The sequence below is a fragment of the Plantibacter sp. lyk4-40-MEA-4 genome, from assembly GCF_030209415.1.
Classification (GTDB): domain Bacteria; phylum Actinomycetota; class Actinomycetes; order Actinomycetales; family Microbacteriaceae; genus Plantibacter; species Plantibacter flavus_A.
On sequence record NZ_JARVSA010000004.1, the window covers coordinates 172,264 to 188,253 of the forward strand.

Genomic DNA, 15,990 nt, shown 5'->3' on the forward strand with positions numbered 1-15,990 from the left:
CGAGCCGCCACATGAGCGCGCTCAACGAGCTGCGCGCGCTACGGACGCCGAAGGGGGCGATCAAGCACCGCGACGCCTCAGAGTTCCGGGACAACCGTGCGGCGCTCCTGTTCCTCGGGCCCTGGATCATCGGTTTCCTCGTCATCACGCTCGGGCCGGTCCTCGTCTCGCTCTACCTGTCGTTCACCGACTACAACCTCCTCCAGAACCCGAACTTCACCGGGCTGGAGAACGCGCAGCGGATGGTCGAAGACCCCCGCCTGCACCAGTCCCTCGGGGTGACCATCACCTACGTCGTGGTCTCGGTGCCGTTGCAGCTCATCGTCGCCCTGGCGATCGCGGTCCTCCTGGATCGCGGCATGCGCGGGCTCTCGTTCTACCGGTCGGTGCTGTACCTGCCGTCACTCCTCGGCGGCAGCGTCGCGATCGCGGTCCTCTGGCGGCTCGTCTTCGGCTCGAGCGGACTCGTCAACGCGCTGCTCGCCGTCTTCGGCATCCAGGGCCCCGGGTGGATCTCCGAACCCGACACCGCGCTGTCGACGCTGATCATCCTGCACGTGTGGACGTTCGGCGCCCCGATGGTGATCTTCCTCGCCGGCCTCCGGCAGATCCCGCGACAGTACTACGAGGCGGCGTCGACGGACGGTGCCGGGCGGTGGACCCAGTTCCGGTCGATCACCCTGCCACTGCTCAGCCCGATCATCTTCTTCAACCTCGTGCTCGGGATCATCGGCGCGTTCCAGTCGTTCACGCAGGCCTACGTGGTGTCGAACGGATCGGGCGGGCCGTCCGACTCGACGCTGTTCATCACGCTCTACCTGTACCAGAAGGGCTTCGGCAGCTTCCAGATGGGGTACGCGTCGGCGATCGCGTGGCTCCTGCTCATCATCATCGCCGCCGCCACGGCCATCAACTTCTGGGCCTCGAAGTATTGGGTGTTCTACGATGACTGACCTCAAGACCCGCCCCTCCTCCGAGGACGGCCTCTCACCCGATGCGGCCGCCCGTCGCGAGCGGAGCGACGCTCAGCGCGCCAAGCTCCTGCGTCGACAGCGGATCTCGAGCATCGGCAAGCACGCACTGCTGATCCTGCTCGGGCTGCTGATGCTCTACCCCGTGCTGTGGATGGTGGCGTCCTCCCTCCGCCCGAACGGGTACATCTTCGACAACCCGGGTCTCGTGCTCGACACCTTCGAAGCGTCGAACTACACGAACGGCTGGAACGCGCTCGCGCAGCCGTTCGGGAGCTACCTGGCGAACTCGGCGATCGTGGTCGTCGGGTCGATCATCGGCAACCTGCTCACCTGCTCGCTCGCCGCGTACGGCTTCGCCCGGCTGCGGTTCCGGTTCAAACGCTTCGCCTTCGCGGCGATGCTGCTCACCATGATGCTGCCGATCCACGTGCTGATCATCCCGCAGTACGTCATCTTCGCCCAGCTCGACTGGATCAACACCTACCTGCCGCTCATCGTGCCGAAGTTCCTCGCGACGGACGCGTTCTTCATCTTCCTCATGGTGCAGTTCATCCGCGGCATCCCGCGCGAGCTCGACGAGGCGGCGCGGATCGACGGAGCCGGTCACCTGCGGATCTTCGTGCAGATCATGCTCCCGCTCATGACCCCGGCACTCGCAACGACGGCGATCTTCACCTTCATCTGGACGTGGAACGACTTCTTCGGCCAGCTGATCTTCGTGACCGACCCCGACAAGTACACCTCGTCGGTCGCCCTCCGGTCGTTCGTCGACACCCAGTCGCAATCCGACTACGGCGCGCTCTTCGCCATGAGCGTCGTCACCCTGTTGCCGGTGTTCCTCGCCTTCCTGTTCGGTCAGCGGTTCCTCCTGCGGGGCATCGCGACCACCGGAGGCAAGTAGCCCCGGTCCCAATCGGTCCCCGATCCACAACCCGGTCCCCGAGCCTGTCGAAGGGCCGACCCACCCATGCAAAGGAGCATCATGCAACGCCAACCACGATCCCGGTCCCGTCTCCTCGGCTTCGCAGGCGCAACCGCCGTCTCGGCGCTCGCCCTCACCGGCTGCGCCGTCGGGGGCGGCAACGGCGACGAGTCCCTCAGCGACGAGGACGTCACCATCACCTTCAACTGGTGGGGTGCCACGGCCCGCGACGAGCGCACCCGCGCCGCCATCGACCTCTTCCAGGAGAAGTACCCGAACATCACCGTCAAGGGCCAGTCCACCGAGTGGGGCGGCTACTGGGACAAACTCGCCACCACGGTCGCCGGCGGAGACGCCCCCGACGTCATGCAGTTCGACCAGCTCTACCTCGCCTCCTACGCCCAGCGCGGCGCCCTTGCCGACCTCGGCGAACTCGACGAGTTCCTCGACACCTCCGACCTCAGCGCCGAGGTGCTCGACCAGGGCAAGGTCAAGGACGAGCTCTACGGCGTGCCGATCGGCGTGGGCACCGTCGGCCTCATGGTCAACCGGTCCATCTTCGAGCAGTACGGGATCCAGCTGCCCGACGCGACGACGTGGACCTGGGACGAGCTCAACGACGTCGCCCTGCAGGTGACCGAGGCCTCGGGCGGTGCGGTCCATGGCATGTCCCCGTTCGGCGGCGACATGCCGACCCTCACGCTCTGGGCCCGTCAGCACGGCAACGACATCTACGACAAAGACGGCAAGGTCATCCTGAAGCCCGAGGTCGTGGAGAGCTATTGGCAGTACGCACTCGACCAGATCGAGAGCGGCGCGGCCCCGAGCGCTTCGCAGCTGGCCGAGGGCAACGGTGTGGCGATCGACCTCATGGACATGAGCACGGGCAAGGTCGCGATGACCTTCCAGCCGTCGTCGGTGCTCACCGCGTTCCAGGCCGCCGCACCCGACCACCAGCTCGACATGCTCCCGTTCCCCGCGGCGAAGGACGCCTCCGAGGGATACCAGTACCTCAAGCCGTCGATGTACTGGTCGGTCTCGTCGAAGTCCGAGCACCCCGCCGAGGCGGCACTGCTGGTGGACTTCCTCACGACCGACACCGAGGTCGCGAAGCTCTTCAGCACCGAACGCGGCATGCCCGCGAACCCGGACTTCCAGAAGGCCATCGAGCCCGACCTGACACCTACGGACCAGATCGTGGCGGGCGTCGTCGACGCCGCGCGCGAGGAGTCCGGCACCCCGCCGGCGATCACGCCCGTCGGCGGTGGTGACAGCGAGAAGATCCTCGGCCGCTACAACCAGGACGTCCAGTTCGGCAAGACCAGCCCCAAGGAGGCCGCTGAAGCGTTCGTCGCCGAGCTGACGAAGGCCGTCGACGACGCCCGATAGCGGCTCCCCGCCCTTCGACAGGCTCAGCCCGTTCGGTCCCTGAGCCGAACTCCCGGTCCCTGAGCCGAACTCCCGGTCCCTGAGCCGAACTCCCGGTCCCTGAGCCTGTCGAAGGGCCACCCCGGCCCCTGAGCAACCACCCCGGTCCCTGAGCTTGTCGAAGGGCCGACGACACCTCCACCCACCACCACGCATCGGAACGACATCCATGACGCACCCTCTCCGCTTCCCCGCCCCGCTGCCGACCGGCCGCGCCGACACCGCGCCGCAGCCGCGCCCGGAGTACCCCCGGCCGCAGCTCGTCCGTGACGGCTGGATCAATCTCAACGGCCTGTGGGAGTTCGAGATCGACGCCGGCGACAGCGGGCTCGAGCGCGGGCTCCTCGGCCGCGAACTGACCGACCGCATCCTCGTCCCGTTCGCGCCGGAGTCGGCCGCGTCGGGCGTCGAGCACACGGACTTCATGGAGGCCGTCTGGTACCGCACGCGGTTCACGGTGCCGGCGACGTGGCGGGGGAAGCACGGTGTGCTGCACTTCGGTGCCGTCGACCACGACACGACGGTGTGGGTGGACGGGGTCGAAGCGATGCGGCATCGGGGTGGCTTCACGCCGATCCGGGTGCCGCTCGGTGCGGTCGAGCCGGGGCAGGAACTCGAGATCGTGGTGCGCGCCCGCGACACCCGTCACGAGCCGAAGGCCGGTGGGAAGCAGGCGACCTGGTACGGCAACACCGACTGCTACTACACCCGAACGACCGGGATCTGGCAGACGGTCTGGGTGGAGGCCGTCGACGAGCTGCACCTGCATCGGTTCACCGTGGTCCCCGATGCGGACGCCAGGCGGTTCGACTGCACGCTCGTCCCCAGCCGGAACGCCGCCGGCGCGACCGCAGTGGTGACGCTGTCCGCGGACGGTGTCGTCGTCGCGAGCGAGACCGCGCAGCTCGGGTCGACGATGTCGCCGTCGGTGCGGCTCGAGGTCCCGGCGGACCAGCAGCGGCTCTGGAGCCCCGCCGACCCGTTCCTCTACACCCTCGACATCGAGATCCGCGACGGTGCGGGCGACGTCACCGACCGCGTCTCGAGCTACGCCGGGCTGCGCAGTGTCGCGATCGACGGCACTGCGGTGCTGATCAACGGCGAGCACGTCTTCCAGCGGCTCGTGCTCGACCAGGGGTATTGGCCGTCCTCGCTCATGACCGCGCCGGACGATGACGCGCTCGTTGCCGACATCACGCTCGGGTTGGACGCCGGGTTCAACGGTGCGCGGCTCCACCAGAAGGTGTTCGAGGAGCGGTACCTCTATCACGCGGACCGGCTCGGGTATCTGGTGTGGGGCGAGTTCGGCGACTGGGGGGTGTCGGGTGCCGGCACGGTCGGTCACAACCAGGGGCCGACGGCGTCGTTCATCACGCAGTGGGTCGAAGCGTTGGAGCGCGACGTCAACCATCCGTCGATCATCGGCTGGTGCCCGTTGAACGAGACGCACCAGACGCTGCACGACCGCGTGACCGTCCTCGACGACGTCACGCGTGGCATGTTCCTCGCGACGAAGCTGATCGACCCGAGTCGGCCGGTGATCGACGCCTCAGGCTACGCGCACCGGGTGCGGGAGACCGACGTGTGGGACGCGCACTCCTACGAGCAGGACCCGGCGGCGTTCGCTGTGGAGCAGGCTGGGATCGCGGACGGAGAGCCGTTCACGAACCTCGAGGACGGACGCACCATCTCCCTGCCGTACGAGGGGCAGCCGTTCTTCGTGTCGGAGTTCGGCGGCATCTGGTGGAACGCGGAGCTCGCGGCGGCGGACACCGGTGGTGACTCCTGGGGCTATGGAGCGCGGGTGGCGTCGGTCGAGGAGTTCCACGAGCGCTTCGCGGGGCTCGTCCGCGTGCTGACCGACGACGAGAACATGTTCGGCTACTGCTACACGCAGCTCACCGACACGTTCCAGGAGCAGAACGGCATCTACGACTTCGACCGCAAGCCGAAGTTCGACCTCGCCCGCGTGCGAGCGGTGCTCGCGGCCGACGCCGCCTACGAGCGCCGCGTCCGCAACTCCGCCCCCTGACCGATCGTCCGGTCCCAGACCCCCACCCGGTCCCTGAGCCTGTCGAAGGGCCCACACCCCCAACCAGCCGACCCACCGCCGGTCCCTGAGCCTGTCGGAGGGCCCACGGGCTCCCTTCTTCGCCCAAGGACCGGTGCCCGGGTCAGCTCCCGCTGCGTGCCAGCGTCAGCAGCACGGTGAAGGTGTTGAACCACACGTGCGTCCAGATGCCCGGTCCGAGGCGACGGGTCGTCGCGGCGTAGACACCGTTCACCGTGCCGAGCACGAGGATGGTGAGCCCGAGCGTGACCATGGTGACCGGGCTACCCCAGCCTTCGTAGAGGTGGACGATCGCGAAGATCAGTGCGCTCGCTCCCACCGAGACGACCGCCGCCGTGCGACGTCGGGCGGTCGTGGGCGTCGCCGCACCTCGGCGCACGCCGTTCGTCGTCCGCCCGCGGAGAATCGTGTTCCGGAATCCGCGCAGCAGGAGCCCGCGGAAGAGGAGTTCTTCACAGAACGGCGCGACGATCGCCGTGGCGAACACGGTGTTGACCAGCACCCAGACGAGCTCTGGCGACGGCGGGGCGATGTTCGACTTCGGCGTCTCGCCGGTGAGGGCGATGACGAACTGGCCGATCATGCCACCGATCAGCTGGATGCCGACGGCGGAACCGAGCCCGATGAACACGTCGAACCAGCGGAAGCGGAGTCCGAAGTCCTTCGCCCAGGACCCGCTTCCCCAGGTGCGGCAGACGATCGCGAGGGCGACGAGGATGCCGCCGTCGAAGATGATCCACATGATCATCGTGCCGACCTCGCCGGACAGGACGCCGAAGGTCCGTGCGAGTTCGACGGCGACGAGGAGCGCGATGATCGCGACGAATGTCGTCAGCGCGGTCGGGGTACCCCACCGGGTGTCAGGCGAGGGGCTGTAGGGCAGGCGTGCCTCGGCGCGGCGAGCTTCAGCCCGTTCCTGGCGCGAGCCCGGGCGCGGGGCGGTCTCCGCCGGGACAGGGTGGTCGCTCATCGCTTGTTCGCGGCGAAGTACTCGCGAGCTGCCGGCACGTACATCTGGACGATCGCGACGATGGTCACGATGACGAAGATGAAGGAGAGCGGGTTGAGGGCGATTAGCCCGGTGATCGAACCGAGGACGGAGAGGATGCCGAGCACGGTGAGGACGATCCGAGCCCAGTTGCGACCGCGGAGCATGAAGAAGGCGAACAGCACGTGGAGTGCGCCGACGATGAACGCGCCGACGGCGGTCGAGATCAGGAGCACGCTCGAGGAGAGCACACCTCCCGAGGCCGACTGTTCGGCTGCGGCCTCGGCGACGGTCCCGGCGGACATGGCGGCCGTGACCCCGGAGATGACGGAGAGGACGGCGGAGACGACCCACAGCCAGAAGGAGATGACGATCGGCTTCGGTGCGGTCCTGGAAGCGGCGGTGGCGGTCATGATGCTCGTTTCGGTCGTGGAGGATCCGACGACCGGACCCAGGCTGCTCGAACTGTATTGCCCGTCATCTGTCCCCCGGAAGGGAGGTATGTCCCGGCCTATCCGTTTTCCGCAAGAACCGTCGGTTCGCCCGGTCCCTGAGCCCCTCCGCCCGGTCCCTGAGCTTGTCGAAGGGCACCGGTCCCGGAGCCACCCCACCGGTCCCTGAGCCTGTCGAAGGGCCTCGTTCCCTGAGCACTCCTCCCGATCCCTGAGCATTCCTCCCGCTCCCTGAGCTTGTCGAAGGGCCCAGAACCGCCGCCCAGGCACCCTGTCAAGCCCGCTCAAGCGCGCTCGCGTGCCTCTTAACCTGTTCTCCATGACGAACGACACGAACGACACTGACCAGAACAGCAGCGAGGGAACGCCGAAGCCGGGCGGCCTGGGCGAGAACCAGACCATCCCCAACAGCGAGGACGGCCTCGCGGTCGGCCACGACCCCGATGCCTCGAACTTCAACCAGGAGGAAGACCCCGACCACCCGAGCGACGACGCGTAGGGCTCGGGAACGACGAAACGGCGGCCGGTGCAGAAGCACCGGCCGCCGTTTCGTGTGCGGCGTGAGCCGCGGTGTGACTAGGCCGCGAGCGAAGCGCGCTGGCGACGAACCATGACGAGGACCGCGATGAGCGCTGCGCCGAGGGCGACTGCGCCGGCTGCACCCCAGACGACGAACGCCGGAGCGCCGAAGCCGGTGTCAGCGAGGTCGTTGTCGTTGCCGCCCGAGCCGGAGCCCGAACCAGCAGCGGTGACGGTGAGCGTCGCGGTGCCGACGATGCCCGTGGTGAGGCCGGTGCCGGTGACCGTGTACGAGCCGGTCGCGTTGGTCGGCAGCGTGACGTTGAGGTTGACGGCGCCGGTGGAGGAGGCCGTCTTCTGGATCGTCTGGGTCTCGACAGCGGCGAGCGTGGCGCCAGTCGCGTTCTCACCGGTCAGGGCGAGGGAGACGGTCTCGCCGGGCTGGAAGCCGCCGTCGCCGAACGAGACGGTGGAGGTGCCGCCGGCGGTCACCGATCCGCTCACCGTGATGCCGGCGTCCGGCACGTAGGAAGCGTTGGCGGCGATGGGTGCGACGAACAGGCCTGCGAGGGCCAGCGCGAAGACCGCGGTGATTTTCTTGATCATGTGATGTCCCCTTGAAGGCTCTGCAGGTGTGCTGGTGCAATGACAGTGCTGTAGCCGACCGCCGGGACGATGTCGTCTCACAGCGGAAGTAGATCGTGCCTCCCCGACACCCCCCGAAAACGGGTCAAGAGCGACAACAGTTCTCACTGTAGAGCAAATTCACAGTTAATGGACGCTTGTTGTGTTTCAAAGAGATGAACTTTCGGTGTGGCCACGATTCCGGGCGTTCCTGAAGCGTCATACGCCGTCACACCGAGGTCGATGGTCGTGCTCTCCCCTGGAGCAAGCTCGATCTTGAACTGCGTCACCGGGAACTCGCCGTCGGTGGCCAACTGCGATGGCAGGTCGACGCCGTCTCGTTGGACTCCGCCGGGCAAGGACCCCGGCGGTGCATAGACGGCGATGTTGAAGCGGAAGTTGCCCGGCGTCACGCCGACCTGACCGGCACCGGTCACGTAGTCGCTCAGCGTCGAAGCCGCATCCGCTGGAGCCGTGTTCGTGAGCGTGAGCCGCAACCCGAGCAGTTGACCGTCCGAACCGCACTTCGCGACACCGGTAGCCGTCTGCAGGTCGAGGTAGTAGCCCATCTTGCTGCCGGTGGCGTCGTTGACGTAGACGCCGAAGGTCTGCGGAGCCTGCTCGGCCGTGGGAAGCAGGTCAGTGAGGGTCGTGCCGTCGAGCAGCGCCTGCTCCGCCTCGGCCGCGTTCCAGATCAGCACACGTCGCTCGGTCCCGGCTTTCGCCAGGGCACCGATGAGCTTGGTCGGATCGAAGTTGCCGGATGCAACCCGGTCGAACACGGCACCAGAGGCCGCGGCGAAGAACGCGTCCTGCTCCGGTCCCAACGGGTAGCGGTTGTAGACCTCACTCAACAGGAGCCGCGCCGCGTTGTCGGTCGTGAGCTCGTCGCCGGTTGCGAGCGGGATGGGGCCGGTCGCGTCGAGCAGGTAGCCGAGGGCGATCGGGTCGATGCTGAGCACGCCGTCGACGCGAGTACCGAAGCGCTGGAACCACATCTCTGAGGCGAGTTCCGCCGACTGCTGGAACCGCGGCGTGAGCGTGACGTTCTGCATGAAGCGGCCCGTGATGTTGCCGTAGATGCCGGCCGTCTCGGTGGGCAGCGGCAGGACCGGCTCCGGGAAGCGTGGGAAGTCGGCCGTCGATGCCTGCTGCAGCAACGAGATCCTGCCGCCGTCGGTACCGATGAGTGCGAGCGCACCCGGGTTGCCGCCGCTCGCCCGCGGCTCGGCGGGGTTCTGGAACATCACAAGGTAGGTGCGCGGTCCGTCGGCGCCGAGCATCGCGGGCATCAGGTCGCTCGCGCGCCTCGCCGCGTCCACGGTGTCTGCAGTCTCGGTGAGGACGGGGCGGAGCTGATCGACGGCTCCACGGACCTGGCTGATGAGTGGGCCTTGATCGATCGTCCGCACGCGTTTGGCGGCGCCTTCCAACGCGTCGTCGGCCTTACGGACGTCTTCTTGGGCGTCCACGATCGGCTGGAGTGGCACCGCGCCGTCAACGGGCTTGAACAGCTCCGGCCGCAGCGACCCGGCGAGGTTCACCAACGGTGTGATGGCGCCGACGGCGACGTCTTCGGTCGCCCCGGCCAGCTCGCGGACGGCAGAGAGATTCGGCCCGACCCATGGGATGACCTCGGCAGCCCGCCAGATCGGGTCGCTCGTGAGGCCGGCGGCCGATCGCGCGTGCGCGGCCAGCTCCCGAGCGGTCTTCCCGGCTGCGGCCGGATCGTCGGCGACAACCTGCTCGCGAACCGTCTGCGCCAGCGGAACGGCCGCTTCGAGTTCCCCCTTGGCGAGGAACGCGCGGACGCCGATCCAGGCCACGGCGGCGACGATGACGAGGACGAGCCCTCCGACGATGAGCAGCGTCCTGCGACGGCGCACCTTCAGCCGCTCGTCACGCGCACCCTCCCGACGACGTGCCCGGGAACTGGCGCTCGACCTCCGGCGGGAACCGTCAGCGCGGCTCGAGCCCTCGGACCGTCGGGCGGCGGCGCGATCGCCGGAAGATGAACGACGGTCGTCGGATGGGGACGGCATGGGCGCTATTCAATCACGACGCCTGTTCCACCGGTCACGGCGGTCACACCGAGCACGAGGACCGAGGCGTTGAAGACGATGTGCGTCACGATGGCCGGACCGAGGCGCCCGGTGAGCACAGCAGCGGTGCCGGTTCCGAGCCCGACGAGGAATGTTCCGACGCCGGTGACGAGTGCTTCCGACGGTCCACTCGCGACCACCAGGTGGAGCGAAGCGAACAGCGCTGCCGAGATCACGACGGCGATCCAAGCCGCCCGGCCGGGCAGACTGCCGCGCACCGATCGCAACAGCAGCCCCCGGAAGAACAGCTCCTCGACGACGGGGGCGATCACCGTGGCCGCAAGCACGGCGACGATGAACGAGATCACGATGAGCGCACTCCCGGTCGGCGCTCCGCCGGGGGCCGTCGCCGGCAATGAACCATAGACGACCACCTCGAGGGCGCTGACGAGGATGCGGAGGAGGAGCCCCGCGGCCAGCCCCCACAGCAGGTCGATCGGTCGGAAAGCGAGGCCGAGCACGGGCGCACTTCCACGAGGTGCCACAACGGCGAACCGGGCGAGCAGCACCGCGCCGAGGAGGGGAACCCACACGAGCACATAACCACCGAGGGCGTCGAACGGTTGCGGGATCTGCACCCCCGCCCGCATCATCGCGGCCAGGAGCGCCGCGGCCGCGAGCCCGGTGAGCGCGATGGTCAGCCTCGTCTTCGGGCTTCGCGTGTCCATGCTCGAAGGGGTTCCTTGGTCGTCCGTCACGGTCGCAAAGCTACGCCACGCGTCGACTCGCTTGATCACGACGCTCGGGAACAGCTGACGGTTTGTGGCACCATGGCTCACAACCCCCTCTTCGGGGCCGCCTCCAACCGAGGCGCCATGCTCTCCCCTCTGACTGATCGGATGCCACCGCGTGGAGCTTCGTGACTATCTCCGTGTCCTTCGCAAGTACTGGGTGCTGATCGTCGCGCTCTCCTTGCTCGGGGTCGCACTGGCGGCGACCTACTCGCTCATCAAGACACCCGAGTACAGCTCGTCCGCCAAGGTCTTCGTCTCGACGCAGTCCAGTGACAACGTGCAGGAACTGGCTCAGGGCAACACCTTCACGCAGCAGCGGGTGAAGACCTACGCCGACCTCGTCACGACCCCGATAGTGCTTCTTCCGGTCATCGGCACCCTGCAGCTCAACATCACTTCGGCGCAGCTCGCCGACCAGGTCACCGCGTCCGCGCCGCTCGACACCACCCTGATCGAGATCACCGCGGTGAGTCCGGACCCGGTGCTTGCCGCCGAGATCGCGAACACCACCGCCGAGAGCCTCACGAACGTGGTGGCCAAAATCGAGACCCCCGAAAACGGAACATCGAGCCCGGTGAAGCTCACCCGGGTGCAGGAGGCCGACGTCCCGAACACCCCGGTGAGCCCGAACGTCCCGCTCAACATCGCCCTCGGCCTCCTGGTCGGTCTCGCGCTCGGGGTCGGGTTCGCCGTGCTGAAGGAGACGCTCGACACCCGCATCCGCAACGAGCGCGACGTCGAAGGTGTCACCGACATCCCGCTCATGGGCGGCATCGCCTTCGATCCGAAGGCGAGGCAGCGTCCGCTCATCGTGCAGGCCGATCCCAAGAGCCCCCGCGCCGAGTCGTTCCGCAGCCTGCGGACGAACCTGCAGTTCCTCGACGTCACCGATCAGCCACGCAGCTATGTCATCACCTCGTCGATCCAGAGCGAGGGGAAGAGCACGACGGCGGCGAACCTGGCAATCGCCCTCGCCGACGCCGGCCACAGGGTCGTGCTGATCGACGCCGATCTCCGCCGCCCCAAACTCGCGAACTACTTCGACATCGAGGGCGCGGTCGGGCTCAGCGATGTCCTGATCAGGCGTGCGACCCTCGACGACACGATGCAGCCCTGGGGGCGCGGGCTCTTGCAGATCCTGCCTGCCGGCGCCGTTCCACCAAACCCCAGCGAGCTCCTCGGCTCCGTGACGATGCAGAAGCTGATCCGCGGCCTGGAGCAGCAGTTCGACTACGTCCTCATCGACGCACCGCCGCTCCTGCCCGTCACCGACGGTGCGCTCCTCGCCCGTCACACCGGCGGAGCGCTGGTCGTCGTGGCAGCGGGTCGCACACACAAAAACCAGCTCAAGGGCGCCATCGAGTCGCTTGCTCATGTCAACGCCTCCATTGCGGGACTCGTCATGACGATGGTGCCGACCAAGGGGCCCGACGCCTACGGGTACGCCCGATACGGCTACGGCGCCGGCTACGGCTACGCCGAGGACGTGAAGAAGTGACCGGTTCCTCCCGAACCCACGACCGGCCGTTCTCGGTCCTCTTCGTCTGCACGGGGAACATCTGCCGCTCGGCGCTCGGTGCGCAGATCCTCACCGCGCGGCTCGCCGCAGCCGGCGTCACCGCGGGTGGCCGGCCGATCGCCGTGTCCAGCGCGGGCACGGGCGTCGGCCAGGGCCTCGAGATGCCTCAGGAGGTCGTCGAACAGTCCCGCCGCTTCGGTGGCTCACCGGAAGGCCACGTCCCCACACCGCTCGACCGCGACCTCGTAGCCGATGCCGACTTGATCCTGACGGCGACCCGCGAACACCGCAGCGTCGTGGCACGGCTTCTCCCCCGAGCCTCCCGCGTCACGTTCACCGTGCCGCAGTTCGCGAGGCTCGTCGCGGAGGCCCCCGCCGTCTCCGACCCGTGGGCGCTCGTCGATGAAGTCGCCGCGCAGCGTGGCTCCGTTCCGCCGCCAGAGGACCCGGAGGACGACGACATCGAAGATCCCTACCGCCGGAGCGCGACCACCTACGCTCGGGTGGGCGACCAGATCCATGATCACGTCTCCGTCATCGCGGATCGACTCGCTCAGGCGGGCGACCGAGCGTGACACCGAAGCAGAGCAGGTCGACGTATCGCGCGGGCGATCGCAAGGAGACCTTCCGGGATCGCCTCGGCTCCCGACGCCGGACATTGGCGCTCATCGGATTGGCACTCTTCCTCGTCGCCGACGTCATCCTCGTCGGGCTCGCGCTCACGGCCAACGGCCGCAGCGCGGACGACGCGACACAGCGACCGATTCCCACGTTCGGCGGTGCGCCGTCTGCCTCCGCCTCACCGGAACCGACCGAGGAGCCTGCTGCCGCCGAGCCGAGCGACCGGTTCATCGCTGCGGGGAGTGCCACCGTCATCTGGCGCGCGACGCAGGGGTCCTGCGAAGCTCCCGCCGTCGTCGAGCGCAGCGAGGACGCTGGTGTCACGTGGGCGGTGCTCCCGACAGCCCAGGCGTTCGACCTTCGTGTCGTCTACGCCCTCACGGCGACGAGCGAGGACGAAGTTCAGCTCGTCGGTTCAGCCGGCGCAGGCTGTGCGGTCGGCGGGTACTCATCGACTGACGCCGGTGACACCTGGATGTCCACACCCGAGCTGCTCTCGACCATCGCCTACCAGACACCGGTCGCGCCCGACGGCTCGACCACGGTCGTCATGGCAGGGCAGCCGGTGGTGGCGCCTTGCCCGATCATCGAGGCGCTCGCGGCAGACGCGACTCGCACGGTGACGGCTTGCTCGGCCGCCCTCGCCGAGTGGGATGCGTCGAACGACTCATGGACGGCGATTCCGTTCGCCGGCATCCATGCCTTGGAACTCCGGCCGGAACAGATCCTATTCGCCGCTCGTGGAGTCACTGGCTGTACCGGCCTCGGCGTGCTGCGCGTGTCCGGCGCGACCTTGACCGCCACGTCCGCGCCGGAGGGTGTCGGGTGCGTCGAAGGGGTGGATCTCACCGCACCGGCCGCGCTCACCTCAGCCGAAGGGGTCAGTTGGCTGTGGGTGGGCGACCTGCTCTTCAGCTCGCCCGATGGCGGCGCCTCTTGGGGGGCTGTCATCTCCTGAAACGCCCCACCCGCGTCTGGTGCTGCACCGTAGGGTTTTCCCTACAGTTGTTGCAATTGCGTCCCAAATGGGGCACATCCGCCAAAAAGGGGACAGATGTGGGGCATCTCCACCGCTAGTGTCAACAAGACCGATACAGTCCCGTATCGAAACGCCTCCCTCACTTCTCGTCATCAGTAGTAATTACGTGTTCCACCACGGAGACCGCATGTTGTCGCAGCCTTCCGTGCCGCTGCCAACGACGCCCGCGAGCACTGCCCCCGCCCCGCCTGGTGTCGTCGTGCGCGACTGGCGACGCGTGTACGCGAATCGTCTCGCGTTGACGGATGCTCTCGTCCTGATCTGGGTGGTCTTCGGGACGCAACTGGTCTGGTTCGACTTCGATCAACAGACGACGAACGTGGGATTCTCCAATCGCATGTCCGTCGCGGTGAACTACACGATCATCTCGCTCGTCCTGATCGGTGCGTGGATGCTGACCCTCCGCGTGTTCGGTACCCGAGAGGCTCGAATCGTCGGCAACGGCAACGCGGAGTACAAGCTCATCGCCGACGCGAGCGTCCGGCTCTTCGGTCTCGTGGCCATCGTGGCGTTCCTCTTCAAGCTCGACCTCGCCCGCGGGTACTTCCTCCTCGCGTTCCCGCTCGGCATCCTCGTGCTGCTGCTGTCGCGCTGGATGTGGCGGCAGTGGCTGTCGGTCCAGCGATCCCGTGGCAAGTACTCCTCGCTCGTCCTGCTCGTCGGGTCCGCCGATTCCGCGGAACACATCGCCGCCGAGCTGGGTCGATCGACGGATTCCGGGTACCGCGTCGTCGGCGCTTGCGTTCCGACGGGCAAGGTCGGCGGCACCCTCGGATCGACCACGATCCCGGTCTCCGGCACCGTCGACACCGTGCTGCAGGCACTCGAGGCGACGGGTGCGGACACGGTGATCATCACGAGTTCCGACGAACTCACGCCGATACGGGTCCGGCAGCTCAGTTGGAGCCTCGAGCCCGGTCGTCAGCACCTCATCGTCGCGCCGAGCCTCACCGACATCGGTGGCCCGCGCATCCACACGCGGCCGGTGGCCGGTCTGCCGCTCATCCACGTGGAGACGCCGCGCTATGAGGGCCGGAAGCGGTTCTCGAAGCGGCTCTTCGACATCCTCGGCTCCGGCGCGATCCTGCTCGTCGCGTCGCCGATCCTCCTCGTCGTCGCCCTCCTGGTGAAGCTCACCAGCCCTGGACCGGTGCTCTACCGCCAGGAGCGGGTCGGCCTGAACGGCGAGCCCTTCAACATGCTCAAGTTCCGATCCATGCGGGTGAACGCCGACGCCGAGCTCGCGGCGTTGCTCGCCCAACAGGGTACGAGCGATCGCCCGCTGTTCAAGGTGCAGAACGATCCACGCCTGACCCGCGTCGGCGCCACCCTGCGGAAGTTCTCGCTCGACGAGTTCCCTCAGCTCATCAACGTCTTCCGCGGCGACATGAGCCTCGTCGGCCCGCGTCCGCAGCGCGAGGGCGAGGTCGCGCTCTACGACTCCGCGGCGAAGCGCCGCCTCATCGTGCAGCCCGGCATGACGGGCCTCTGGCAGGTCAGCGGCCGCTCGGCGCTCAGCTGGGAGGACGCGATCCGACTGGACCTGTACTACGTCGAGAACTGGTCGCTCATGGGCGACGTCGTCATCCTCTGGCGGACGATCCGGGCCGTTGTGGCTCCAGGCAAGGAAGCCCACTGATGGCGCAGCCAGACAAGCCACAACCCGACACTGGGCCGGCAAGAGCGCGAATATTGGTAGTCATCCCCTGGCTGCAAGGCGGCGGCGCACAAGGGGCGCTGTTCGGACTGCTACGGATGATGCCGCGAGATCGAATCGACGCAGTAGTCCTCTTCAAAGGCAATCGTCACTTCGATGAGTTGTATTCGCTCGCTGCACAGGTTCATCTTCTCGATCTACCTCGTAGCCCAAGGGGCATTCTCCACGCGAGAAAGGCCATCCGTCCGCTTATCAAGTCCTCGTCCTCGGTCTACTCACTAATGCGAGCGAGTCATCTGGTACTCGGAACACTCCCCCGTCTGGAGCTATCAGATGCCAA

At 67.6% G+C, this 15,990-nt stretch carries 14 protein-coding genes; 9 read left to right on the forward strand and 5 right to left on the reverse strand.

Going from position 1 to position 15,990, the window contains the following annotated elements; all coding sequences use genetic code 11:
• Positions 1-11: 11 nt before the first annotated feature.
• From QRN44_RS08945 to QRN44_RS08960, 4 genes are all read left to right on the forward strand, one after another.
• Positions 12-953, forward strand: a complete 942-nt coding sequence (locus QRN44_RS08945) for a carbohydrate ABC transporter permease (protein WP_064295785.1) — start codon at positions 12-14, stop codon at positions 951-953.
• A 151-nt stretch (positions 954-1,104) separates the two neighbouring features.
• Entirely contained in the window at positions 1,105-1,875 is a 771-nt protein-coding gene (locus QRN44_RS08950; protein ID WP_231884367.1) for a carbohydrate ABC transporter permease, read from the forward strand.
• An 81-nt stretch (positions 1,876-1,956) separates the two neighbouring features.
• Entirely contained in the window at positions 1,957-3,285 is a 1,329-nt protein-coding gene (locus tag QRN44_RS08955; RefSeq protein WP_285038917.1) for an ABC transporter substrate-binding protein, read from the forward strand.
• Positions 3,286-3,493: 208 nt separating this feature from the next.
• Positions 3,494-5,356, forward strand: coding sequence for a glycoside hydrolase family 2 protein (locus QRN44_RS08960; RefSeq protein WP_285038918.1), 1,863 nt, complete (start codon positions 3,494-3,496; stop codon positions 5,354-5,356).
• Positions 5,357-5,498: 142 nt separating this feature from the next.
• Here the strand turns inward: QRN44_RS08960 and QRN44_RS08965 are convergent, their stop codons facing one another.
• Together QRN44_RS08965 and QRN44_RS08970 are read right to left on the reverse strand one after the other, a co-directional pair.
• Positions 5,499-6,365 carry a CPBP family glutamic-type intramembrane protease gene (locus tag QRN44_RS08965; RefSeq protein ID WP_285038919.1) on the reverse strand — a complete coding sequence of 289 codons (867 nt, stop codon included), beginning with the start codon at positions 6,363-6,365 and terminating at the stop codon, positions 5,499-5,501.
• Positions 6,362-6,796 carry a hypothetical protein gene (locus QRN44_RS08970; protein ID WP_285038920.1) on the reverse strand — a complete coding sequence of 145 codons (435 nt, stop codon included), beginning with the start codon at positions 6,794-6,796 and terminating at the stop codon, positions 6,362-6,364. Before QRN44_RS08970 ends, QRN44_RS08965 begins: the two co-directional genes overlap by 4 nt.
• Before the next feature lie 358 nt (positions 6,797-7,154).
• Between QRN44_RS08970 and QRN44_RS08975 the strand changes: the two genes are divergently transcribed.
• Positions 7,155-7,334, forward strand: coding sequence for a hypothetical protein (locus tag QRN44_RS08975; protein WP_064296076.1), 180 nt, complete (start codon positions 7,155-7,157; stop codon positions 7,332-7,334).
• 77 nt (positions 7,335-7,411) lie between these two features.
• On the opposite strand, the gene QRN44_RS08980 is transcribed toward QRN44_RS08975, so the two are convergent.
• From QRN44_RS08980 to QRN44_RS08990, 3 genes are all read right to left on the reverse strand, one after another.
• A complete protein-coding gene (locus tag QRN44_RS08980) occupies positions 7,412-7,960 on the reverse strand; it encodes a hypothetical protein (protein ID WP_285038921.1) in 549 nt (182 codons plus the stop codon).
• 143 nt (positions 7,961-8,103) lie between these two features.
• Positions 8,104-9,864 (reverse strand): DUF4012 domain-containing protein, encoded by a 1,761-nt coding sequence (locus tag QRN44_RS08985; protein ID WP_285038922.1) that lies wholly within the window; start codon positions 9,862-9,864, stop codon positions 8,104-8,106.
• Between the two features lie 161 nt (positions 9,865-10,025).
• Positions 10,026-10,748, reverse strand: a complete 723-nt coding sequence (locus QRN44_RS08990) for a CPBP family intramembrane glutamic endopeptidase (protein WP_285038923.1) — start codon at positions 10,746-10,748, stop codon at positions 10,026-10,028.
• Positions 10,749-10,929: 181 nt separating this feature from the next.
• Here QRN44_RS08990 and QRN44_RS08995 point away from each other — a divergent pair, with 181 nt between their 5' ends.
• The 4 genes from QRN44_RS08995 to QRN44_RS09010 all read left to right on the forward strand — a co-directional run bounded on the left by QRN44_RS08995 (position 10,930) and on the right by QRN44_RS09010 (position 15,632).
• Positions 10,930-12,312: a tyrosine-protein kinase domain-containing protein gene (locus QRN44_RS08995; RefSeq protein WP_285038924.1), complete on the forward strand. Its 1,383-nt coding sequence runs from the start codon at positions 10,930-10,932 to the stop codon at positions 12,310-12,312.
• Positions 12,309-12,908 carry an arsenate reductase/protein-tyrosine-phosphatase family protein gene (locus QRN44_RS09000; protein ID WP_285038925.1) on the forward strand — a complete coding sequence of 200 codons (600 nt, stop codon included), beginning with the start codon at positions 12,309-12,311 and terminating at the stop codon, positions 12,906-12,908. Before QRN44_RS08995 ends, QRN44_RS09000 begins: the two co-directional genes overlap by 4 nt.
• Entirely contained in the window at positions 12,905-13,912 is a 1,008-nt protein-coding gene (locus QRN44_RS09005) for a beta propeller repeat protein (RefSeq protein WP_285038926.1), read from the forward strand. Before QRN44_RS09000 ends, QRN44_RS09005 begins: the two co-directional genes overlap by 4 nt.
• A 319-nt stretch (positions 13,913-14,231) precedes the next feature.
• Positions 14,232-15,632, forward strand: a complete 1,401-nt coding sequence (locus QRN44_RS09010; RefSeq protein WP_350310093.1) for a sugar transferase — start codon at positions 14,232-14,234, stop codon at positions 15,630-15,632.
• Positions 15,633-15,990 lie beyond the last annotated feature (358 nt).